This is a genomic window from Ruminococcus flavefaciens (assembly GCF_900119075.1).
Lineage (GTDB): Bacteria > Bacillota > Clostridia > Oscillospirales > Ruminococcaceae > Ruminococcus > Ruminococcus flavefaciens_Q.
In genome coordinates this window covers 33,799-56,690 of record NZ_FPIP01000002.1, presented here as the reverse complement: position 1 = coordinate 56,690, position 22,892 = coordinate 33,799, and the positions used below count along the sequence as shown (strand labels likewise).

The window sequence follows — 22,892 nt, the reverse complement described above, 5'->3', positions numbered from 1 at the left end:
TATCGAGTCCTTTTTTGATTCATAATTAATATTTCCGCTAACGCAGACGTATTTTGTAGGGGCGGCGTTCCGCCGCCCCTACAATCTTAGTTCTTAGTTCTTAGCTCTTAGTTCTCAATCGAAAGGCTTATCTACGATAAGAATCTCCTCTTTTTCAACAAGCTTCATGCCATCAAAGCCAAGCCTGATTATATATGGCATATAGTTGATGATACGCAGAAAGCCCTCAACGCCGAAGGTGCTGTCATAGTAATTGAGTATGGTACTCAGGGCTGTTCCGTGAGTTCCCACCATGATATTCTCCCCCTCATGAGCACGGAGCATATCGTGGACAGCCGCCATATTGCGCTCGGTCACCGAGCCAAGGCTCTCGCCGCCCTCCTCGCAGAAGCTGAAATCGCTCCAGCGCCTTTGGAACATCTCGCGGTTGTTGCCGTTTTCGCCGCTGATACGCTCGTGGAGGCGGTCGTCAAGCTCTATTTTCAGCCCATGGTCGTCAGCCGCCGCCTTTATGGTGTCATAGCTGCGCTTATAGGGACTGGATACTGCATAGTCAAGGTGTATATCCTTCATTGCGCGGACTACCTCGGCGGTATCCCTCATGCCCTCATCAGTGAGCGGTCTCAGCGCCGCGTCCCTGCATGAATAATCGGGCAGTGCATGGCGCACAAAGTAAATATTCGTCATCACAGTCTCTCCTTGAAGTCGTCGTAGCCGAAGCTGCGCAGAGTCTCGAAGCTGCCGTCCTTTTTCAGAAGCAGGATATGCGGCAGGGGCATACCGTTGAAGGTATTGTTCTTGACCATTGAGTATATTGCCATATCGCCGAATACAAGCCTGTCGCCTATCTTCAGCGGCTCGTCGAAGGAGTACTCCCCGATGACGTCACCTGCAAGGCAGGTCTGAGAGCCAAGGCGATAGCTGTACTTTTTCTCGCCCTTTTCTCCCGAACCCACAAGAGGCGGACGGTAGGGCATTTCCAGTACATCGGGCATATGGCAGGCAGCCGAGGTGTCAAGGATAGCGATTGGCATATCGTTCTCCGTAAGGTCGAGGACCTCCGTCACCAGCCAGCCTGCATTGAGAGCGATAGCTTCACCTGGTTCGAGAAAGACCTCAAGTCCGTACTTCTCCTGCATACGGCGTATGCAGCGCTCCAGACGCGGTATGTCGTAGTCCTCACGGGTGATGTGGTGACCGCCGCCGAAGTTTATCCACTCCATTTTGTGCAGTATGTCCCCGAACTTTTCCTCAATTGCGTCTAAAGTAGTCTCAAGATCGTCGGAATTCTGCTCGCAGAGAGTATGGAAGTGCAGTCCCGTTACGCCGCGGAGGTCATCATCACGGAAGTTCCTGCGTGTAATGCCGAGCCTTGACTTAGGCGAGCAGGGATCGTATATCTCGTGTCCCTCCTGTGTGGAATGCTCGGGATTTATGCGCAGTCCTATCTTCTTGCCTGCCGCAAGAACGCGGTCACGGTATCTGTCGAGCTGCGTGAACGAATTGAATATGATATGTCCGCAGTATGAGATTATCTCGTCTATCTCGCTTTCGCGGTAGGCTGCGGAAAAAACGTGATTTTCCTTACCCATTTCCTCATAGCCCAGCTTTGCCTCGAAAAGTCCGCTGCAAGCCGTGCCTGCAAGGTACTCCCCTATCATTGGATAGAGATGGTAACAGGAAAATGCCTTCTGTGCAAGGAGTATCTTCGCGCCTGTTCTCTCGGAAACACCGCGGAGTATCTCCAGATTACGGATAAGCGCCGACTCGTCTGCTATATAGCAGGGAGTCGGCACTTTATTTACATCGAAATTATACTTCATCATTTCTGGATAAAGTCGTTCATGGTTATCATTACTCTCGGAGCGCCGTTCTCATCGGGAGCTATCATCTCTACCTTCTCCATTTTTATAGGAGTTTTCGGTGAAGCCATTTCGCCCATAGAGTTAAGATCGCGCTCAACCTTCATGAAGTCGTCAACGACCTCCATGCCCTCGGTAACGTTTGCGAAAGCAGCGTACTGACCGTCCAGAGACGAAGCATAATTGCCTGTATAGCAGATGAAGAACTGGCTTGAAGCGCTGTCGTAATCCATGCTGCGAGCCATTGAAACGACTCCGCGCTGATGTGAAAGCGGATTATTAACGCCGTTTGCAGCAAATTCGCCCTTGATAGTATCAGAGCTGCCGCCTGTGCCGTCGCCCTTGGGATCGCCGCCCTGAGCCATGAACTCGTCAACTACACGGTGGAAGGTAAGTCCGTTGTAGAAGCCCTCGTTTACCAGCTTTTCAAAGTTTTCGCAGGTAATAGGCGCTGCGTCGGGGTGAAGTGTAAGAACGATAATGTTTCCCGACTGATTTGAATTAGTTGTGGGAGGCGTATCGTTTACGTCAGAGGTGGAAATGCTCTTTCCGCAGCCTGTGAGCATGAGCATAGTTGTTGCTGCGGCAACAGCCATTATCTTCTTGAAATTTCTGAAATGTGACATTTCTATTCTCCTTTTTTTAAGCTGACGTCGATAAACATCAGTCTTTTCACTATATTGAGCCTTGTAAAGCCAAAGCCCATGACTGCGCCTGTGAGATTCAGTATAAAGTCGTCGATATCGCAGGCGCCGCACATTGCAATGAACTGTATTGTCTCCACGCCGATTATCACCGCCGAAGCCGTCAGCAGAAAGCTAACGAAGCGGCGCTGTTTTTTCCATATTGCAGGGAAGAAAAAGCCTATAGGCATAAGCGCAATGACATTACCTAAGATATTCTCAAAAGAGATATCCCCGTACACCGTGTCGTCATCGCGGATATAGCCTGCAAACTCAATGACCGTGCGGAACGGTACGAAGTTTGTGTTCTCTCGGAAGTATTCCCCATAGGAGCACCTCCCCAGCAGGCTTTCCCTCATAAAGAACAGCATATATACTGCACATATGATATATACTGCAAAAAGCGTAAAGACGATGATCCTTTTTATTCTCAAATCAGTCAACAAGAGTAGGATTGAAGTCCTCTTCCCATGGGAGTCCCCACTTGTTGAGAGCCTCCATGAACGGATCGGGATCAAATTCCTCGATGTTGTAAACGCCAGCCTTCTTCCATGTGCCTGTCATTATCATCATAGCACCTATCATAGCAGGAACGCCTGTTGTATAGGAAATAGCCTGTGAGCCCACTTCCTTGTAGCACTCCTGATGATCGCAGATATTGTAGAGGTAGTAATTCTTGTCCTTGCCGTCCTTTTTGCCGCGGAAGATACAGCCGATATTAGTCTTGCCCACTGTTCTCGGACCGAGTGACGCAGGATCGGGCAGTACAGCCTTGAGGAACTGGAGAGGTACTATCTCCTTGCCCTCGTACATGATAGGCTCGATAGATGTCATACCTACGTTTTCGAGACACTTGAGGTGTGTGAGGTAGCTCTGACCGAATGTCATGAAGAAGCGGATACGCTTGATGCCCTTGATATTGAGAGCAAGTGACTCAAGCTCCTCGTGGTGGAGAAGATACATATCCTTTTCGCCCACGCCCTTGAAGTTGTAAACTCTCTTTATCTCCATAGGCTCTGTCTCTACCCACTTGCCGTCCTCGATGTAGCTTCCCTTAGCGGAAACCTCGCGGATATTTATCTCGGGGTTGAAGTTTGTAGCGAAGGGATAGCCGTGGTCGCCGCCGTTGCAGTCGAGAATGTCGATGTAGTTTATCTCGTCAAACTCATGCTTCATAGCGTAAGCGGAGAATACTCCTGTAACGCCGGGATCGAAGCCGCTTCCGAGGAGGGCTGTGATACCGGCCTTTTCAAATCTCTCGCGGTAAGCCCACTGCCACTTGTACTCAAATTTAGCAGTATCAAGAGGCTCATAGTTTGCAGTATCAACGTAATGAGTCTTTGTAGCGAGACAAGCGTCCATGATAGTGAGATCCTGATAAGGGAGAGCAAGGTTAAGCACTACGTCAGGCTTGTAGCTGTTGATAAGAGCAACAAGCTCGTCAACGTTATCAGCGTTTACCTGTGCGGTCTCGATAACAGTCTTTGTTGTAGGCTGGAGCTTTTCCTTCAGCGCGTCGCACTTTGACTTGGTACGGCTTGCTATCATAATGCCCTCAAAAACCTCGCTGTTCTGGCAGCACTTGTGGATAGCTACGGACGCAACACCGCCGCAGCCGATTATCATACATTTTCCCATTTTTAATACTCCTTTGCGTTTATTATCTTATTTTCAGCTTCATATTTGTAAAGCCTGTGTTTTCTACCTCAAAGCCCATTTGCTTGTAAAGCTTGAAGCCGTCCTCAGAAGCTTTAAGCTCGATATAGTCAAGCTCCATTACCTTTGCGTCTGATATGAGGAGCTCCATGAGAGCCGTAGCTATACCCTGTCGCCTGTGGCTCGCCTCGGTAAATACGTTCAGCACCGTTCCCACACGTCCGTTGGGGAAATTTGGATTGGGCGGAAGCTCCCTTACCGTAAGGAAAGCCGAACCCACTATCTTTCCGCCCTCCTCTGCAAGATATGCAAAGAGGTCGCAGTTGAGGTGGTCTGAGTAATACCGCGGCAGCTTAGCCTTTATCTGGGCCGCCTGCGCAGTGGTCATATCAGGGAAATCCTCGCGGAGATACTTCATGCGTATCTCGGCAAGTCCCGAAACATTCTTTGCTCTGAAAATGTTCATGTCATATCCTGCCTTTCTTATTGCGTTTATCCTCTGTAGTCGTCATTGGGATCATAATCGTTTTCTTCGTCATTATTTGCCTTGTTCTTCTTTGAAGCACGGAGAATTATTATGATAACAAAAGCCGTCAGCACCGCCAGTATTATTATCGGTACAACAAGTATAAGAATAAACGTACCCGATATCTTGTGCCCGAAGTCGTCTATTATCTTGGTGGGATTATACTCGGGATCGTACATTTTACCCGGGTTAGCGTCCGAGATAAGAACGTCCACCTTTTGTCCCACCTCGTATTTCTTCTCACTTGAAGCTACACTGCCTGCCACGCTGTAGGTCTTGCCCCTGTACTCGTACTCATAAACGGGAGTATAGACCTTGCCCGTTTTGGTGTCGGCAATGCTGTTGCCGCCGTCCGCTTCTCTGACGCGGTTTTCGGTGATCACCGCGGTAATAGGGACATTATACTGAGTAGTGTCCTTTCTTATTGCGTCGCCTACAAGATTTTTTGCCATTATGAACGGTATTATACCGCCTACAGCCACAAGAAAAATCACAACTGCGGCAGCAATTATTATGATCCCAGCAGGATTTTTGCTGCTTTTTTGTTCGTTATAAGAATTATTATCCATATTTTCCTCGATATCATTCATCTTACGGCTTACAGCGCCTTGCTTTTTTCGTTCTCCCAGTATCTTTCGACGCTTCTGTAATCATTGATAGAGTACACAACAGGTCCTACTGACAGAATCAGTCCGATAATGATAAAAACGATAGGGGCACTTTTCTTTGCCTTGTAAGCAGGCACATAAACATGATCGGGCTTGTCGGGATCGACGTAAACGTCTACCTCCTGTCCCACATAAAGCCTGCCCTTGTCGGAGTAGGTATCACCCTCATAGAAAAGCTCCTCGCCGTTGTACTCATAGCTGAACACAGGCGCATAGGACGGCGACGAATCCTCGTCAGACATAGAAGTGCTGACATCGAATGAGTACACCCTGCCCTTTACAAGAACTGTGCATTCGTGCTTAGACTTGATAAGCAGACCTACCTGAACCATTCCCAGTATGAAGAACGCCAGACCGCCAAGTATAAAAAGAAAACAAATACGTATGCGGAGCTTCATAAAAGCTTTATTTGCTTTAAGGCTTTCCTGTGCTCTGGTTTCCAGATCATTCTTTTCGCGGAACTTATCCACCATGGCTTCACGTTTTAGTGTGAAGTCGTCCCTGTTATCATTATTAAAATTATAGTCCATATCATTCCCCCATACAGACTTTTTATGAAAGAGCCAGAAGCATTTCCCTGATTATCTTGCAGGCAACTGCTGTGGAAACGCCGCTCTGATCGTAAACGGGACTGAGCTCGTTTACGTCGCAGCCTACGATGTTGAGCCTGCTGCAAACCAGCGTCACAGCCTTTCTAAGTTCCTCGAAGGTCACGCCCCCTGCCTCGGGAGTACCCGTGCCCGGGAATATGGACGGATCAAGCACGTCAAGGTCAAGGGTGAAGTAAACGTTCTTTCCCTTGAGCTTCTCAACGACCTCTTCAAGCCCGTCGAAATTGAATTTATGCATTTCCGTATGCTCGTCCGCAAAGTAAAACTCCTCGCGGTCGCCGCTGCGGATACCGAACTGGAAGATATGACCGTCACCAACAAGCTCGTGGCAGCGTCTCAGCACACAGGCATGGGACATCTGCTGGCCGAGATAGTCGTCGCGGAGGTCGGCGTGTGCGTCAAAGTGAACGATATAAAGGTCGTCGTACTTGTCATTGACCGCCTTGACCGAGCCGAGAGTAACAAGGTGCTCGCCGCCTATCATAAATGGCAGCTTGCCGTCGGAAAGTATCTCCTCTGAGCGTGCTGTGATATCGGCAACCGCCTGCTTTGTACTGCCGAATGGGAGCTCTAAGTCTCCGCTGTCGAAGTAGCTGTAGTCGGTCATGTCCTTATTCTGGTAAGGACTGTAGGTCTCGATACCGAAGCTCTCATTGCGGATAGCCGAGGGGGCGAACCTCGTACCGGGACGAAAGCTTGTAGTACCGTCGAAGCCTGCTCCGAAGAGGACTATCTTAGCGTCCTCATATTCGCTGTCGCAGGCGATAAAGGTCTGTATATTCTTATTCAACATCTCTGAGAAGCTCCTCTACATAGCATGGGAGAGCAAAAGCTCCCGTATGAAGTCTTGGATTGTAATAACGCGTCTTTATGCCGAGCATACTCCATTTTGTGCCGTTATAGTCGTTAGTGGGGTGATATTTCTTTGAAGCAAATCCGAAAAGCCAGTGTCCCGAGGGATAGGTCGGGATATGAGCCTGATATACCTTGCTTATGGGGAAACTCTCCACTATGCGCTTGTGCGAGCGCTGCATAGCGGCTGCGTCCTCGTCGTAAAACGGGCTCTCATGCTGATTTACCATGATACCGTCATCGCGGAGCGCCTTGAAGCAGCTTCCGTAGAACTCCTTGGTGAAGAGTCCCTCGCCAGGACCGAAAGGATCGGTGGAATCCACGATTATAACGTCATACTGGTCTGTACAGCGGCGGATAAACTTCACGCCGTCCTCGTAGTATACGTGAACTCTCGGATCGTCGAAACGGCAGGCTGTAGTGGGCAGGTACTTCTTGCACACCTCCACAACAAGCTCGTCTATCTCCACAAGGTCTATGCTCTCAACAGAGGCATAGCGTGTAAGCTCGCGGACAACGCCGCCGTCGCCTGCGCCGATGACAAGTATATTCTTGGGATTCGGGTGTACAGCCATAGGCACATGAGTTATCATCTCATGGTAGATGAACTCGTCCTTCTCCGTCAGCATCATGTAGCCGTCAAGAGTGAGGAACCGCCCGAACTCCTTAGAGTCGAAAACGTCGATACGCTGGAACTCGCTGTTGCCGCTGTAGAGCTGATGATCGACCTTTATTGAAAATTTAACGTTAGGAGTATGTCTCTCCGTGAACCATAATTCCATACAATACCTCCGTTCGGTGATAATCATTTTGCTTTGCAAAATGGGTATCACTCCCAAATGTAGGGGGCGATGCCCACATCGCCCCGCTTAATTGCGGAATATAGTCGGGCTGATGTGGGCATCAGCCCCTACAAGCTAACATCAAAAAAACAGTTAGCTCCGCAAATTATTTTTTATCAGCAGGCGGACCTCCTGCGGGATTAACGCCTGCAAGCTTCAATGAAAGCTTCAGGAATATCGGTGTTACGATAAGAATGATGATATACGCAACTGCCAGACTGAGTATAAAAGACTTTATGAACATTGTCGCAAAGGATGGGAGCACTGCGTGTCCGTGGCTCATCTTCATGACCATTTTGCGTACTATGATTATCATTGATAATGTGAGTATAGGAGTGTAGATGATATCCGAGATAAATGCAGACACAAGCTTTGCAGGAACACTGTTCTCTCTCAGCTTCATGGCTTTGCAGGCTCCGTCCTCAACTTTTTTCATAGGCACTATCAAGCCTATTATCAGGCTGAGCACCGCACTTGCACCGAAGCTTATGAGGAACTGCGTCATATCGAATTTGTCCGCTGACACAATAGAGTTCGTAAGCGAAAGGCAGAAGCTCATGGTAACTCCCATAAGCACACTCATGATGATACCTACTTTTTTCATATACATTTCCCCCTAAAAAAAAATAACAAAAATGTCGCCTTTATTATGCCGACTTATATATCAAGGACGTTAAGTCTCTCGATATTTATATCCTCTGTGCCTGTCATCTGACAGCCCTTTTCCTTGGCGTACCTGATATACTCGATTATCTCGGGAGTTATAAGCTCTCCCGGAGCAAGTATTGGTATGCCCGGCGGATAGCACATTACGAACTCGCTGCAAATGTGACCTGCCGCTTCTTCAAGAGGCAGTGAACGCTTGGGCGCATAGAACGCCTTTCGCGGAGTTTCCGTAACTACAGGACTTATATACTCCTGAGTGAGCATATGTGCGCTGCTCTTTCCGAAGCGGCGCTTTATCTCGGCAAGAGCACTGATAAGGCGCTCGATATCACGCTTTCTGTCGCCTACCGAAATGTAAGCGAGAACATTGCCGATATCGCCGAATTCTATCTGTATGTCGTACTCGTCGCGGAGAAGGTCATAGACCTCGATACCTGCAAGACCTATGGGCAGAGTATAGATACTCAGCTTTGACACGTCAAAGTCATAGATACTGTCGCCGTTGATGAGCTCTCTTGAATAGGCGTAATATCCGCCTATCTCGTTTATCTCCGAGCGGGCGTATTCTGCCATTTCAACAGTCTGTGCAAAAATCTCACGCCCCCCGAGAGCAAGTCTCTTTCGTGAGATATCCAGACTTGACAGAAGCAGATACGAAGCGCTGGTAGTCTGAGTTAAATTTATCACCTGACGCATATAGTCGGCGTTGATGTTCTTTCCCATGAGCAGGAATGAGCTCTGGGTAAGACTTCCGCCCGACTTGTGCATACTTACGGAAGCACAGTCTGCCCCTGCCGCCATAGCGGTTATGGGGAAGTTCTCTCCGAAGTAGAAATGAGTGCCGTGAGCCTCGTCAACAAGCACCAGCATACCGTGCTCATGGGCAAGGTCGGTTATTCTCTGCAAATCGGAGCAAATACCGTAGTATGTGGGATTGTTTATCATTATAGCCTTGGCGTCAGGATTGTCGCGGATAGCCTGCTCCACCTGTGAAACAGACATACCCAGCGCGATGCCAAGCTGATGATTGACGTCGGGATTTACGTAAACAGGCACAGCGCCTGTGAGTATCATCGCATTTATAGCGCTTCTGTGGACATTTCGGGGCATGATTATCTTGTCGCCCTCCTTGCAGGCGTACATTATCATGCTCTGGACCGCAGAAGTAGTTCCGCCCACCATGAAAAAGGCGTTAGCCGCGCCGAAAGCCTCAGCCGCCAGCATTTCCGCGTCCTTGATGACGGATACGGGGTGACAGAGGTTATCAAGGGGCTTCATGGAGTTGACGTCAACGTTCATGCAGTCCTCGCCGAGGAACTCGGTAAGCTCCATATTTCCTCTGCCGCGCTTATGTCCGGGGACATCAAAGGGCACTACTCTCATGCGGCGGAATTTTCTCAGCGCCTCATATATCGGCGCATTTGTCTGGGAAAGCTCAGCCATTTCCGAACACGTTCCTTCCGCTGAAAATTTCTATCATCTCCCGCTTCAGCGCGTCTGTTATCTCAAGTCTGCGCCTTGGCGGAAGCTCGTTCACATCTGTATTGAACAGGTAATTCTGCAAATCAAGCTCCTTTATGAGCATTTTTGTGTGGAACATATTCGCCTGATATACGTTTATGTCCACAGCGTCGTATTTATCGAGTATCTTTGAGTCAATATAGTCCTGTATGGAAGTGATATTGTGGTCGATAAAAAGCTTTTCGCCGTCCAGATTACGGGTAAAGCCTCTTACCCTGTAGTCCATGGTGATGATATCCGAATCGAAGCTTCCGATAAGGTAATCGAGAGCTGTCAGCGGAGTTATCTTGCCGCAGGTAGCAACGTCGATATCCACGCGGAAAGTAGCGATAGAGGTATCGGGGTGGAACTCGGGGTAGGTATGAACGGTAACATGGCTCTTGTCGAGGTGAGCTACAGTTTCAGTGCCCCCTGCGGGTATCATAGTATCGTCGGCGATAAGGAAGGTAGCAGAAGCGCCCTGAGGATCGTAGTCCTGACGGGAAACGCTGAGCACCTGCGCTCCTATCATCTCGGTAAGATGAGTCATGATATCTGTTATACGCTCGGAGTTGTACTGCTCGTCAACATAGGCGATGTACTCCTGCTGAGAGCGTGCCGTCTTGGCATAACAGACGTCATATATATTGAAGCTCAAAGACTTCGTAAGGTTATTGAATCCGTAAAGTTTCAGTTTATTCTCCATAATACCACACCTTTAAACAAAAAATGCACACAAAAGACCTTATCAGCCATTGTGTGCATGAAATATTATGCGGAAAACGCAGAAACTTCATATACGGTTTCAGAGTCTATACAAGCAAGTACTACCTTTTACTACTCTTATTGACCTTTCACAAGCTGATGAGAACTTATAAAAACTTTATCGACGCACAGTCGAATCAATAAGGCAACAGAAAGTTGCCAGCCGATAATTCGGCATTCGGCATTTGACCCGGCTGTCCGTATGGCCTCGACTCCGAAAGGAGTGGTCAATAGTCTTGCGCTGAAACCGAAGCTTCTTTTGCAATTCAGTTTATTTTATCATATTTCAGCCTTTTTGTCAATAGCAATACATATTTTATATCAAGGCAAAACGCACAAAAAAAGCTGCCGTGTTCCCACAGCAGCCTCAGTCCTCTCGGAGCTTTTTGCGCTTTACCTTATTTTCATACATTCGGGTATCTGCTATCTTGATATACTTGTCAAGGGGCTCGTTCTCGTCGGGCACCTCGCAGAAGCAGCCGAGACTAACTCCAACGGTATAGCCTTTTTTCGCAGAAGCGTTGTACCTTGTAAGATAGTCGTAGATATACCTGTAATGCTCCTGTATCTTATCGGGGCTGTAGTTTCCGCAGCCTATGATAGCGAACTCGTCGCCGCCTGTACGGGCGCAGACCTCGTTCAGCTCACAGGAGGTATTAAGTGCATTCGCCACAGCCGTGATAGCTGTGTCTCCTTCTATATGACCGTAATTGTCGTTTATCATCTTGAGCCTGTCAAGATCGGCGATGATAATGAAGAGCTGTTTTTTCTCCTGACAAGCCTTGCGGAATATTCCCTCCGCCATACGGTTAAAGCCGTGGCGGTTGTAGATACCCGTAAGGGTATCACGGATAGAGCTCATGAAAATACGCTGATTTATGCTGAGCAGCTTTGTGCGGACGCGGAGGAACTCCAGCGCAACGCTGATATTTCTGTTCCACATGGCAAAGACATTGCTTGCCGCACAGCGTATATCGCTGAACCTGAATACCGAGTATCCGAAGCACCTGTCCATGAAGTGAACGGGCAGCAGGAAATAGGTAGACGGCTCGCTGCAATACTCGTCGATAAAATGGGGCAGGATATCGTTTGAACGGAAGCTCCTGCTGGTAAATTCAGTCTTTTTTCTGGTATAGACCATTCTTGCTTCCATTAAGGCAGCATAGCCCTCGCGGACGTAGTCACCCTCGTCGCCCTCAATGTTGTCCCAGTTTTTATTGAGGCAGAGCATATAGGTATCCAAACCGTTTATAGCGTAAACAAAGCCGTTTAGCTTATGCAGGAGCCCGTCAAGGTTCTCCTCCTCCATAAGACTTTCCAGCATACCGCTCTTCTTGAAGTAATTCTCGTATCTTACAACACGGTTATGGTACTCCTCACGGGTAGAAACGCTGTGATATGTAGCGCTGCCGCAGCCGCAGGAACGTGCAAACAGCAGTCTTCCGTGAGCAAGAGTCTCCACAGGCTCAACATTCATGCCGCTTATCTTCTTGTGGAGTATGCATACCGCTCTTGCGCCCATGCGCTCGTTTTCGGGGAGCACCGTTGAAATGGACGGGATATTCAGTATAGCGTCATTGCTGCCGTCATAGCCTGATATCCTTATATCCTCGGGGATATTTTTGCCGCCCTTGACCAGTGCGCTGGCAAGATACCTTGCCATAGTATCATTGGCGCATATAACAGCTTCGGGCATCTCTCTTTTGCCCTCTATGAACTCCTTGGCAAGTCTCTGTGAGACTATCTTCCAGAAATCGCCGTAGATTATGTCTCCCTCGCCGATCTCCAGACCGTGCTTTTCCATAGAGTTTTTATAGCCTGCAAGTCTTGTCTCCGCAGGCTTGCTGCCCTCGGGACCTGTAAGACACATTATCCTGCTGCAGCCGTGTACCTCGATGAAATGGTCGGTCATCTGCTCGAAAAGCTTTGTATCGTCGGCGTAAATGCTGTCGCAGAAATCGAAGTCGTGGTCAAGAGCCACAACAGGTATGCCCCAGTGAGAGAACACCTTCACGAACTTGTCGATAAGGTTCTGGCTGGCGAGATTACCTGCCATGAGCACAACGCCGTCTATGATATTCTTTTTAACAAGAGTGAAGATATTCTCCTCGCCCTGCTGAATGAGATTGCCGCTGTCAAGATTGAAAGCCATGAGGAAGGTCAGAACATCGTAGCCCAGCTCTTTGCACTGCTCAGAAATACCCACAAAAATGCGGTTCATGTAGTCGTTGAATACATCAGCAGCAATAACAGCTATAGTTTTTCTTTTTTTCACAGTGCACACCTCCCCCTAAAAGCATATAATCAGACATAATAATTATACATCAAAAAGTATAATAATGCAACAGCTTTTTTATTATTTGCGCTAAAGGATATAAAAAAATATACCATGTAAGCAAAAAAGGCCGTTTCAGAGAAGCGACCTGTAGAAATCCAGCGTCCCGAAGCTGCGCTCCAGATGAGTCAGCGCATAGGACTCCGCCAGCGCTGAAAGTCTCTGCTGAGTGCCCTCAGACACGCGAAAATTGAAAAGCCTGCCCATATCTGCAAGGACTATATGCCGCACAGCACTGAGTACAGGCAGTTTTATCTTCATGAAATCGTCGGAAGTCTCGTTCTCGAAGCAGTCTGCGCAGAAAAATCCCCCGTCGCGGATACAAAAAAAGAGCTCCTCGGGCTCAAAAACGCCGCAGCCCCTGCAAGCCACGATATCGGGCATATAGCCTGTCTCGGACATCAGTCGGAGCTCGAACACGGCTTTGAGGAAGGCTTCGTCACGCTCGCCGTTTTCAAGGTAGTGGAGACAGTTCAGCATGAGCCGCAGTATATCCCCGTTCTGAGTCTCAGGTCTTATGCAGAAGCGAAGCACCTCCGCAAAATAAGAGGCAAGGGATATCTTGGTAAGAGACTCGCGAAGCCCGTAAAAAATATGTATCGGCTCTGCACTGTTGAGGTACAGATAGCTGCCCCTCTTGTCTATGCAGAACCGTGAATACGCCAGAAGCTGAGTAGAGCTGCCCGATTTTCCGTTTATCTTTCTTGCGCCTTTCACGGAAACCTCGATAACTCCGCTCTCATTGGTGAGTATATCGATAAATTTGTCCTGTTCTCCCACAGAACGCTCTTTAAGGACGATGCCTTCAACAGTAGTCATGTTTATCTTCCCTGCAAGCCGAATACCGCAGATAGTCCTCTATCCTGCCTGTTTCGGCAAACTTATCCCATAATATATCTTCATTCATAAAAAGCCTCCGCAGATAAGATACGAGCCATAGCTCTGAAAATATCATCTGCGGAAAGCCTGTTATTATTTGCGGTAATTATTTCTCGGAAAGTCCGAAGCTCCTGATGAGATTCTCCCTGTTGCGCCAATCCTCCTTGACCTTTACCCAGCACTTGAGGTTGACCTTTATCTGGAAGAAGTCCTCCAGCTCTATCCTTGCGGCTGTGGAAGCCTTTTTCAGCATAGCTCCGCCCTTGCCGATGATGATGCCCTTGTGGGACTCCTTCTCGCAGTAGATAACAGCGGATATATCGAGGATATCCTTGTCCTCGCGCTCAGTCATCTGCTCAACGCCTACAGCTATGCCGTGAGGCACCTCGTCGCTGAGAAGCATAAGGAGCTTTTCGCGTATCATCTCTGCTGCCAGCACCTTTTCGGGCTGGTCTGTTATCATATCCTCGGGGAAGAAGTGTACGGACTCCTCCGAAAGAGCGATTATCTCGTCGATAACTATGTCAACGCCGCTGTTCTCCGTAACGCTTACGGGGACTACCGCCTGAAACTTTATCTTCGAGGTCAGGTCAGCGATAACGGGAGCAAGCTCGTCCTTGTTTTTAAGGAGGTCGATCTTGTTCAGCACAAGGATTACGGGCATTTTCGAGTCGTTCATAGACCTGAGGAGGTTCAGTTCCTGCTCGTTTATCTTCTTGGTGCAGTCCATGACGAACACTACCGCGTCGATGTCGCTGACGGACTCCTTGACGGTATTGAGCATATGCTCGCTGAGCTTGTTCACGGGCTTATGTAATCCGGGGGTATCGAAGAATACCAGCTGAACGTCGTCTATATTGCGTATGCCCGTGATACGGGTACGTGTAGTCTGTGGCTTATTGCTGACAGAAGCTATCTTCTCGCCCACGATAGCGTTAAGGAGCGAGGATTTTCCTGCATTTGTACGTCCTGCGATAGTAACGAAAGCCGTTCTTGACATCAGTTGTTTTCTCCGTTCATAATGAATGTTGCGTCTCTTGAGATACCAAGCTTTTCAAGGACAGACTCTTCCTTTTCGCGCATGATACGCTGGTCGAGCTGACTTGTCTCGTGGTCGTAGCCCAGCAGGTGGAGCATTGAATGAACAGTAAGGAAGCCCACCTCTCTCTCCAGTGAGTGACCGAAGTTCTGAGCCTGCTTTACTGCTGTCTCCAGTGAGATAACAACGTCGCCAAGCTGAACTGCACCTGTCTCGGGATTTATCTCAACAGTGCCGTCCTCGCTTGTGAGCGGGAACGAAAGAACGTCTGTTACAGCGTCCTTGTTTCTGTATATCTTATTGAGATTCTTTATCTCATTGTTGCTTACGAATGAAACGCTTACCTCTGCGTCCTTTCCGAAATTCTCCGTAGTGAGTACTGCCTGACAGCATCTTCTGATAAGGAGTCTGATACCTACAGGTACCTTCACCTCTGTCTGATTGTTCTTTACATAAACTTTTAACTTAGCCATGATAATTCTTTCTCCCTTCATTGTATTTTTCATAAGCCTTGATGATATCCTGTACTAATCTGTGTCGTACAACGTCTTTCTCGGTAAAGCGGTGTATCTCGATATCATCTATACCCTTGAGCACCTTAATGGCTTCCACAAGTCCCGATTTCTTGGTATCGGGCAGGTCTATCTGCGTGATATCGCCTGTGATGACCATTCTGCTCTCGTTTCCCAGTCTTGTGAGAAACATCTTGATCTGCTCGGAGGTGGTATTCTGAGCCTCGTCGAGTATAATAAAAGCTTCGTCGAGAGTACGTCCGCGCATATAAGCCAGCGGAGCCACCTCGATTATCCCCTTTTCCATGTAACGGGCAAAGCTCTCTGCTCCGAACATATCGAAAAGCGCGTCGTAGAGCGGACGGAGATAAGGATCCACCTTATCCTGCAAGTCGCCCGGGAGGAATCCCAGCTTCTCTCCTGCTTCAACGGCAGGACGGGTAAGGATTATCTTTTTTATCTTGTGCTCGCGGAACGCCTTTACAGCCATAGCAACTGCAAGATAGGTCTTGCCAGTACCCGCAGGACCTATTCCCAGAACTATGGTATTATTTTTTATAGCGTCGGTATAGCGTTTCTGACCGACGGTTCGCGGACGGAGTATCTTTCCCGAGGCGGTCATGCATATGCCGTCGCCTCCGAGCTCCTGAAGCTCCTGCTCGACTCCGTCAGCCACCATAGATGTGACGTAGCGGACGGTCTGCTCGTTGACAGAATTGCCGCTGCTCGCCATTTTCATAAGAGCCTTCAGAGCCTTTTCAGCGCCCTCGGTATCGCCGTCGCCGATTATTTTAATGCCCCCGTCCCTGCTTACGACGGTGACATTGAAATCCTTCTGGATACCGCTGATATTGCCGTCAAGCTGTCCGAATAATGCAGAGAGCTGCTCGGGGCTGTCAGCGGGTACAAATTTTTCCGACATTGAATCTATTCTCCAATCTGCTGTTCGGGAAAAGCTCCTGCTGCTGCAAGAGCCGCATTGGAGTAGCGCGGATCATCGGATACTTCCTTTATCACTCTGACCTTGTCGGGGAAATCGATAGCCTGCTCGGGAGAGCTGAGCTCCAGCTCCATGATAGCCAGCTTATCCGAAAAGGGATATTTATCCATTTCAAAGAGCTGCCCCTCATAGTCGAAGCAGTAGCGCACCTTTTCCACAGGCGGACAGTCGCCGCGGCGCTCAGCAAGGAGCTGATGATACATTTCGCCGCTTATCTCGGATTCGTTTTCCTCTCTTGTCACATGAGTAAGAAATATCTTTTCCGTGTAGGTATATTTAACACTGCCGTTCTCGTCCACGGACCTTACTCTGCGCTGTGAGCCGTTGCTGCCGCTTTTGAGATAGGTCTGGACTATAGCTATCCTTCGCTTTATATCCAGCAGTGAAACATCAGGGAATTCAACGAGGAACTTCCTCTCAATCTCATAATTCTTTCCCATAAAAGCACTCCAAAACGATGAATTTTTCGCTGAGATCTTTCAACATTTTTATTATACAACTTTTTTTGAATAATGTCAACAAAATTTTCAGATTATTCTGTCAATATTGCTTAGTTTTACGAAATTGTCACAATCCTGTCACACTGAGCTTCACATATTGCCGAGCATAACGCCGAAGGGATCGAAGCTGTCCCTCTCGGGCTCTGCCGATGCCGCCTCTGCCACAGCCATGCTATTGCCGTCACTAAGCGGAATTTCCACTGTCAGCACATTGTCCGAGAGCTCTGCGCAGGCGCCTATGCGCTCAGCAAAGCCCATGCATACTTCACGATAACGGGAATCAAAAATGTCGGTCTGTCCCACATGGGCTTCGTCCACAAATGTCCCCAAAGCCCTGACAGAAATGTTTAAAGTTTTCAACTTCTCCCCGCAGGACACCTCAAAGGCGTTTTTTCCGCCCTCGCCGCCTGCGGTGAGCCTTCTCACAAAGCTCAGCAGCAGGAACCGAAGAACCTCCCTGTCAGTCCTGATATAAGATAGCGAGGTCTCACCCACTGTTACAGTGCATCTGCCCCTTGAAGCCTCCTCGCAGCCTGCCGCGAAGTCCCTGAGAAAGGCGTCCGCCCTGACCGTACACATATCATCGTCGGTCAGCCTTTCAGCCGTAAGCGCCTTGCTGAGCTGAGCACTGCGCATAAGGTCGCAGCACATCTCCATAATACCGTTGATAAGCTGTATATCCTGCTTTGAGCGCTTTTTGCCTGCCGACTCGCGCAGGCTCTCGCAGGAAGCCGCTATCCCCGAAACAGAGCGTCTTATCACATTTTCCGTGCTGCTTATGAGCTCCGCAGCAAAGGGACTGCCGAAAAATTCACCGAAGTCATTGTTTTTATCCATAATATCTCCAGTCTCTCCGCAAAAGTGCAGAGACATATTATATGTATATATTATACACCATTTGAGTAAAAAAAGAAATAGTTACAGAGTCGTTTTGACACAGTAAAATGCTGACAAAATTTTTCGTTTCAACAGCGCTCGTTTTATACAATCTGTGCTTTTATAGAAAATTCTGTTATTTTTTTATCGAACCACTTGAAAAAATTTCCGAGTTGGGGTATAATTAATTCATACAAATTTTTAGGAGGTATATCCAATGTCAGTTAAAGTTGCTATTAATGGTTTCGGCCGTATCGGTCGTCTTGCATTCAGACAGATGTTTGATGCTCCAGGTTATGAGGTAGTTGCAATCAACGACCTTACAAAGCCTTCAATGCTCGCTCAGCTTCTCAAGTATGATACAGCTCAGGGCGGTTACTGCGGAAAGATCGGTGAGAATCTTCACACTGTTTCAGCAGACGATGAGAAGGGCACAATCACTGTAGACGGCAAGACTCTTACAATCTACGCTAAGGCTAACGCTGCAGAGCTCCCATGGGGCGAGATCGGCGTTGACGTTGTTCTCGAGTGCACAGGTTTCTACTGCTCAAAGGACAAGTCACAGGCTCATATCGACGCTGGCGCTAAGAAGGTTGTTATCTCAGCTCCTGCTGGTAACGATCTTCCTACAATCGTTTACAGCGTAAACGAGAAGACTCTTACAAAGGATGACAAGATCATCTCAGCTGCTTCATGCACAACAAACTGCCTCGCTCCTATGGCTAAGGCTCTTAACGATTATGCTCCTATCCAGAGCGGTATCATGAGCACAATCCACGCTTACACAGGCGATCAGATGATCCTCGACGGTCCTCACAGAAAGGGCGACTTCAGAAGAGCAAGAGCTGGTGCTGCAAACATCGTTCCTAACAGCACAGGTGCTGCTAAGGCAATCGGTCTTGTAATCCCAGAGCTCAACGGCAAGCTCATCGGCTCTGCACAGAGAGTTCCTGTTCCAACAGGTTCTACAACAATCCTCACAGCTGTTGTTAAGGGCAGCAACGTAACTAAGGAAGGCATCAACGCTGCTATGAAGGCTGCTGCTTCCGAGTCATTCGGTTACAACGAGGATCAGATCGTTTCTTCTGACGTTATCGGCATGAGATTCGGTTCACTCTTCGATGCTACACAGACAATGGTTGCTGAGATCGGTGACGGCCTCTACGAGGTACAGGTTGTTTCATGGTACGACAACGAGAATTCTTACACATCACAGATGGTAAGAACAATCAAGTACTTTGCAGAGCTCGGCTAATAGCTGAAACTAATGCAATATCAAAGGGCGTTCATCACGAACGCCCTTTTTAATTTGTAATTCATAATTCATAATGCATAATTATTGCATGAACGCGAACACAATGTAGGGGGCGATGCCTACATCGCCCCGTAAGTATTGTATAGATAAAACGGGCTGATGTGGGCATCAGCCCCTACAGACACAATTTTGTTTGCAACGTAATTAACGGGCGCCGAAACGGCGCCCCTACTTAGTTCTTAGCTCTTAGCTCTTAGTTCTTAGCTCTTAGCTCTACAAAATAGTAAACATCTGCTCCATATCACGGGGATCAAAGGGCACAAGCCCGTTTTTTCTGCGAGAGAGCACAAGTCCGTTGGTATTTCCCACAGGTGCGAGAGTAAAACGCCCCTCAAAACGGTGAGCGGCGCGGAAAGCGCTGCCGAAACGGGTATTGACGGGAACGCCCTCAAATTCAAAAGTGATACCATGCTCGGTAAGCCTTATTTCAAGGGTTGGGAAGTCCGCAAAGGGACGGCAGGTCATACCGTCGGCGACATAGTGACCGTGGATAGCGTCTACACTTGTATCGCGGTAGAATCGGTACAGAAGTGCCGCAACTGCTGCCTCCGTATCGTAAAGGCGGTGCTTTATCTCTGCCTCTGGAGCTGTAAATATCTCAGGTATCTCGCCGCATATGGCAGCTGTATTTTTGTTCAGAGCCGCGGTGAAGCTGCTTCTCTTGGCAAAGCGGCGGAGCTGTTCGTATTTGATGTGCTGCTCGGGAATAAACTCGGGATACATGGCACGGGCGAGGTTCTCATAGCTCATGTGGATACTGCGCTTGCTGGAAAAATAGGTCATTTTCGCCGCATGGGGCAGACAGCACATATCAGCCAGCATATGGACGGCACGGGCAAGATAGACTGCGCCATGCTTCACGAAGCCGCCGCAGTGCATTGTCAGCGCCATGGTGTAGTCCTCCTCGAACATGGTTCGGGCGCTCTTTGCGAAAAGGTCTTTTCCGTTTTTATAATAGCCGCGAACAGTCTTCTGCGGTTTGCCGTTGGTAGCGCAGCCGCAGTAATAATGCCTGCCTGCGCCGTTTTCACGGTCGCCCTTAACATCGGCAATTATGGTATAGGGCAGCATTATCCTTAAATTCGGGCGTATCAGCGCTTCTGCCTGTGGGGAGACCTCCCCGAGAAGCTTCAATGCGCGAATTAGTATCTCCTGATGTATTTCACTTGGCGGCAGAATTTTTTCTGCCGAGTAGCTGTCGGCGAGCCGTTGAAGCTCCGCGGCGGCTTGTTTCCATTTATTCTGCATATATCGCTCCTTTCAGTCTCTTAGCTGACAGCTCATAACTCCTCCATACTGACCGAGGAGTTACTCTGCCTTTCCTCCATTTTACGGGCGTAAGGATCCTTTATGTCTCGCTGTACTCTGTCCATGTCGTACTCTTTCAGCTTAGGCTCAAACTGCGGAAAACCGTCCTGCTGTTCGAGCCACCTGTATTTCTTTATATTCATGAAGTTTCTGGCAGCGAACCACCCGAATACGCCTATCTCCAAAATTCCCAAGAGCGAAATACCATCAGAAAAGAACAGAGCTGATATCTCCGCAAAGAGAAGCACTCCTGCCGCTATAGCAAGACCTGAGTCCTTCCTGTATGCGCTGAGAAAACCAACTGCCGAAGCAGCCAGCCCAAGAACTGCGGTCAGGAGCGCCGCCTTGTTAAACGTTAGTACAAATGCCACCAGCATCCACAGCGACATAGCTACATTCGCCGCAAATACTATAAGTATCATGGTGTCTTCTTTTTTTATTTTTTTCATCTGCGTCCTGTTCTGTTTGTATTCTTCTTCAAAATCCATGATATGTGCCTCCAATTATGCTTTATCAAGAAAATTCTATCATTTTTCCGCAGATATGTCAATACACATTAAAAATCACAACGCCAGCAAACAACAGGACGCCGAGTACGGCGTCCCCTGCAGCTTAGTTCTTGTTTTTCAGTTCTAAGTTCTGCAACGGAATTTCACGAAAACTCTTGACTATTTCAGCGTTTTAGTTTATTATAATAGAGTATGACTTTTTTGCTCCGTTCCCTTTCGGGAGCGCCGCTATGGAAGGTGTTGCCCGTATATGAAGACCTTAAAACGTAATATCCTTTGTACCCTGCTGGGCTCAGTTTTTATGACAGCCGCAGCGGCAGGCGCTATGCTGTTTTCCACAGCTAAGGTAAACAAGGCTAAATATCCCGTTTTCGGCGTTGACGTATCAAACTATCAGGGCAATATCAACTGGCAGGAGCTCGAATCACAGAACGTTTCCTTCGCCTTTATAAAGGCTACCGAGGGCAGCGGTCACACTGACGAGTCCGTAAGGCGCAACCTCGACCGTGCCGCAGGCACAGGCATAAAGGTTTCGGCGTATCACTTTTTCAGCTTTGACAGCGCAGGCGATACTCAGGCTGACAACTTCATCTCCGCTGTCGGCAGAGATGAGATAGATATGCCCCCCGTTGTGGATATCGAATACTACGGCGACAAGCGCAAAAACAAGCCCTCACAGGCAGAAGCAGAAAGCATACTGAAGCCTCTTCTCAGCAGGCTTGAAGCCTATTACGGCGTAAAGCCCATAATATACACTACTCTCCCCGTTTATTTCCGATACGTAAGGGAAAACTTCTCCGACTATCCCATGTGGATAAGAAGCGTGGGCTTCGAGCCCGACCTTATGGACTGGAAATTCTGGCAGTACAGCGACAAGGGCACTCTCACAGGCTATAACGGCGACGAGGAGCATATCGATTTCAATGTGTACAACGGCTCTGAGGAGGACTTCAAGAGAGAATTTGCAAAAACCACTAAAAAAGCGGATAATCCCGCGGTTTCCACAAGAAAGGCAGCAACGTGAGACCATTTTTTCTGAAAGCACCTATCAAGGATTATATATGGGGCGGTACAAAGCTCCGCACTGTTTTCGGCAAGGAAAGCGATACTGAACGCCTCGCCGAGAGCTGGGAGCTCAGCTGTCACCCCGACGGCGAGTGCACCATAAGCGGCGGCGACTTCGACGGCATGAAGCTCAGCAGCTTCATAAGCGAACACCCCGAGGCTGTAGGCAGCAGCTTTAAAAGCGGCGACAGCTTTCCCGTGCTGGTAAAGCTCATCGACGCAGAAAAAGACCTGTCCGTTCAGGTACACCCCGACAACGACTACGCACGCAAGCACGAAAACGACAGCGGCAAGACCGAGATGTGGTACGTTATCTCCGCTGACATCGGTTCGGAGCTGATATACGGCTTCAAGGAGGAGCTCACCAAAGAGGAGTTCCGACAGGCTATCGAGGACAACACCCTCATGGACAAGGTGAACCGCGTTCCTGTCCGTCAGGGCGACGTTTTCTTCATAAAGCCGGGGACGCTCCATGCTATCGGCAAGGGCATTCTCATTGCCGAGATACAGCAGAGTTCCAACGTCACCTACCGAGTTTACGACTACGGCAGGCTGGGCGCTGACGGCAAGCCCCGCAAGCTCCACATCGAAAAGGCACTGGACGTTACCAATACAGTCCCTGCCGAGCCGAAAAGCCCTGTTTACGGCATGGAGCTTGACGGCGTTGTCACTCAGCTTCTCGCAGACTGCGAGTACTTCAATGTAAACCGCCACAGGATAATCAAGGAGCTGGAGCTCTATGCAGATAAAAACTCCTTTGCTCACGTTCTGATGATAGGCGGCAGCGGCGGCGAGCTAATCGCTGATAATTACACATTACCGCTTACTATGGGCTCAAGCGTTTTTGTTCCCGCAGGAACAGGCGCATTTGCTATAAAAGGAAATTGTGATATAATAGTCACAACTATCCAATAAGGAGGATA

General features: G+C 48.6%; 25 protein-coding genes. 3 read left to right on the top strand and 22 right to left on the bottom strand.

Features of this window, described 5'->3' with window-relative positions; all coding sequences use genetic code 11:
• Positions 1-114: 114 nt before the first annotated feature.
• From BT105_RS03105 to BT105_RS03010, 20 genes are all read right to left on the bottom strand, one after another.
• Positions 115-687: a histidine phosphatase family protein gene (locus tag BT105_RS03105; RefSeq protein WP_072299375.1), complete on the bottom strand. Its 573-nt coding sequence runs from the start codon at positions 685-687 to the stop codon at positions 115-117.
• Positions 687-1,823, bottom strand: a complete 1,137-nt coding sequence (gene nspC / locus BT105_RS03100) for a carboxynorspermidine decarboxylase (RefSeq protein ID WP_072299719.1) — start codon at positions 1,821-1,823, stop codon at positions 687-689. The genes BT105_RS03105 and nspC overlap by 1 nt, the downstream gene beginning before the upstream one ends.
• Positions 1,823-2,458, bottom strand: coding sequence for a peptidylprolyl isomerase (locus BT105_RS03095; RefSeq protein ID WP_347496853.1), 636 nt, complete (start codon positions 2,456-2,458; stop codon positions 1,823-1,825). The genes nspC and BT105_RS03095 overlap by 1 nt, the downstream gene beginning before the upstream one ends.
• 32 nt (positions 2,459-2,490) lie before the next feature.
• The gene (locus BT105_RS03090) at positions 2,491-2,979 is read right to left on the bottom strand and encodes a VanZ family protein (RefSeq protein ID WP_072299373.1); all 489 of its coding nucleotides are present in this window, start codon (positions 2,977-2,979) and stop codon (positions 2,491-2,493) included.
• Between the two features lies 1 nt (position 2,980).
• Positions 2,981-4,183, bottom strand: a complete 1,203-nt coding sequence (locus BT105_RS03085) for a saccharopine dehydrogenase family protein (RefSeq protein WP_072299372.1) — start codon at positions 4,181-4,183, stop codon at positions 2,981-2,983.
• A gap of 22 nt (positions 4,184-4,205) precedes the next feature.
• Positions 4,206-4,667, bottom strand: coding sequence for a GNAT family N-acetyltransferase (locus BT105_RS03080; RefSeq protein WP_072299371.1), 462 nt, complete (start codon positions 4,665-4,667; stop codon positions 4,206-4,208).
• 26 nt (positions 4,668-4,693) lie between these two features.
• A complete protein-coding gene (locus BT105_RS03075; RefSeq protein WP_177243916.1) occupies positions 4,694-5,296 on the bottom strand; it encodes a DUF3592 domain-containing protein in 603 nt (200 codons plus the stop codon).
• 29 nt (positions 5,297-5,325) lie between these two features.
• A complete protein-coding gene (locus BT105_RS03070) occupies positions 5,326-5,925 on the bottom strand; it encodes a DUF3592 domain-containing protein (protein ID WP_072299369.1) in 600 nt (199 codons plus the stop codon).
• Positions 5,926-5,947: 22 nt separating this feature from the next.
• A complete protein-coding gene (gene speB / locus BT105_RS03065) occupies positions 5,948-6,799 on the bottom strand; it encodes an agmatinase (protein WP_072299368.1) in 852 nt (283 codons plus the stop codon).
• On the bottom strand, positions 6,789-7,640 hold the full coding sequence (gene speE / locus BT105_RS03060; protein WP_024862200.1) for a polyamine aminopropyltransferase: 852 nt from the start codon (positions 7,638-7,640) through the stop codon (positions 6,789-6,791). The genes speB and speE overlap by 11 nt, the downstream gene beginning before the upstream one ends.
• A 166-nt stretch (positions 7,641-7,806) precedes the next feature.
• Positions 7,807-8,304: a hypothetical protein gene (locus BT105_RS03055; RefSeq protein ID WP_081367777.1), complete on the bottom strand. Its 498-nt coding sequence runs from the start codon at positions 8,302-8,304 to the stop codon at positions 7,807-7,809.
• A gap of 53 nt (positions 8,305-8,357) precedes the next feature.
• Positions 8,358-9,809, bottom strand: a complete 1,452-nt coding sequence (locus tag BT105_RS03050; protein ID WP_072299366.1) for an aminotransferase class I/II-fold pyridoxal phosphate-dependent enzyme — start codon at positions 9,807-9,809, stop codon at positions 8,358-8,360.
• Positions 9,802-10,572 (bottom strand): adenosylmethionine decarboxylase, encoded by a 771-nt coding sequence (gene speD / locus BT105_RS03045; RefSeq protein WP_028516187.1) that lies wholly within the window; start codon positions 10,570-10,572, stop codon positions 9,802-9,804. Before speD ends, BT105_RS03050 begins: the two co-directional genes overlap by 8 nt.
• 426 nt (positions 10,573-10,998) lie before the next feature.
• Complete coding sequence (locus BT105_RS03040) at positions 10,999-12,906, bottom strand: substrate-binding and GGDEF domain-containing protein (RefSeq protein WP_072299365.1); 1,908 nt, start codon at positions 12,904-12,906, stop codon at positions 10,999-11,001.
• Between the two features lie 135 nt (positions 12,907-13,041).
• Positions 13,042-13,785 carry a DNA repair protein RecO gene (gene recO / locus BT105_RS03035; RefSeq protein WP_072299364.1) on the bottom strand — a complete coding sequence of 248 codons (744 nt, stop codon included), beginning with the start codon at positions 13,783-13,785 and terminating at the stop codon, positions 13,042-13,044.
• 166 nt (positions 13,786-13,951) lie between these two features.
• Positions 13,952-14,845, bottom strand: coding sequence for a GTPase Era (era, locus tag BT105_RS03030; protein ID WP_072299363.1), 894 nt, complete (start codon positions 14,843-14,845; stop codon positions 13,952-13,954).
• Positions 14,845-15,357 carry an rRNA maturation RNase YbeY gene (gene ybeY, locus BT105_RS03025; protein WP_072299362.1) on the bottom strand — a complete coding sequence of 171 codons (513 nt, stop codon included), beginning with the start codon at positions 15,355-15,357 and terminating at the stop codon, positions 14,845-14,847. The genes era and ybeY overlap by 1 nt, the downstream gene beginning before the upstream one ends.
• Complete coding sequence (locus BT105_RS03020; protein WP_028516182.1) at positions 15,350-16,318, bottom strand: PhoH family protein; 969 nt, start codon at positions 16,316-16,318, stop codon at positions 15,350-15,352. Before BT105_RS03020 ends, ybeY begins: the two co-directional genes overlap by 8 nt.
• A gap of 5 nt (positions 16,319-16,323) precedes the next feature.
• A complete protein-coding gene (locus tag BT105_RS03015) occupies positions 16,324-16,836 on the bottom strand; it encodes a CYTH domain-containing protein (RefSeq protein ID WP_072299361.1) in 513 nt (170 codons plus the stop codon).
• A gap of 150 nt (positions 16,837-16,986) precedes the next feature.
• Positions 16,987-17,733 carry a hypothetical protein gene (locus BT105_RS03010; RefSeq protein ID WP_072299360.1) on the bottom strand — a complete coding sequence of 249 codons (747 nt, stop codon included), beginning with the start codon at positions 17,731-17,733 and terminating at the stop codon, positions 16,987-16,989.
• Positions 17,734-17,989: 256 nt separating this feature from the next.
• Here BT105_RS03010 and gap point away from each other — a divergent pair, with 256 nt between their 5' ends.
• On the top strand, positions 17,990-19,027 hold the full coding sequence (gene gap / locus BT105_RS03005) for a type I glyceraldehyde-3-phosphate dehydrogenase (protein ID WP_024861751.1): 1,038 nt from the start codon (positions 17,990-17,992) through the stop codon (positions 19,025-19,027).
• 273 nt (positions 19,028-19,300) lie between these two features.
• Here the strand turns inward: gap and BT105_RS03000 are convergent, their stop codons facing one another.
• Together BT105_RS03000 and BT105_RS02995 are read right to left on the bottom strand one after the other, a co-directional pair.
• Positions 19,301-20,335 (bottom strand): zinc dependent phospholipase C family protein, encoded by a 1,035-nt coding sequence (locus tag BT105_RS03000; RefSeq protein ID WP_143186535.1) that lies wholly within the window; start codon positions 20,333-20,335, stop codon positions 19,301-19,303.
• 32 nt (positions 20,336-20,367) lie between these two features.
• A complete protein-coding gene (locus tag BT105_RS02995; RefSeq protein WP_072299358.1) occupies positions 20,368-20,883 on the bottom strand; it encodes a hypothetical protein in 516 nt (171 codons plus the stop codon).
• Between the two features lie 271 nt (positions 20,884-21,154).
• On the opposite strand from BT105_RS02995, the gene BT105_RS02990 reads away from it, so the two are divergent.
• Together BT105_RS02990 and BT105_RS02985 are read left to right on the top strand one after the other, a co-directional pair.
• A complete protein-coding gene (locus BT105_RS02990; RefSeq protein ID WP_072299357.1) occupies positions 21,155-21,928 on the top strand; it encodes a GH25 family lysozyme in 774 nt (257 codons plus the stop codon).
• On the top strand, positions 21,925-22,884 hold the full coding sequence (locus tag BT105_RS02985; RefSeq protein WP_072299356.1) for a type I phosphomannose isomerase catalytic subunit: 960 nt from the start codon (positions 21,925-21,927) through the stop codon (positions 22,882-22,884). The genes BT105_RS02990 and BT105_RS02985 overlap by 4 nt, the downstream gene beginning before the upstream one ends.
• Positions 22,885-22,892: the final 8 nt, after the last annotated feature.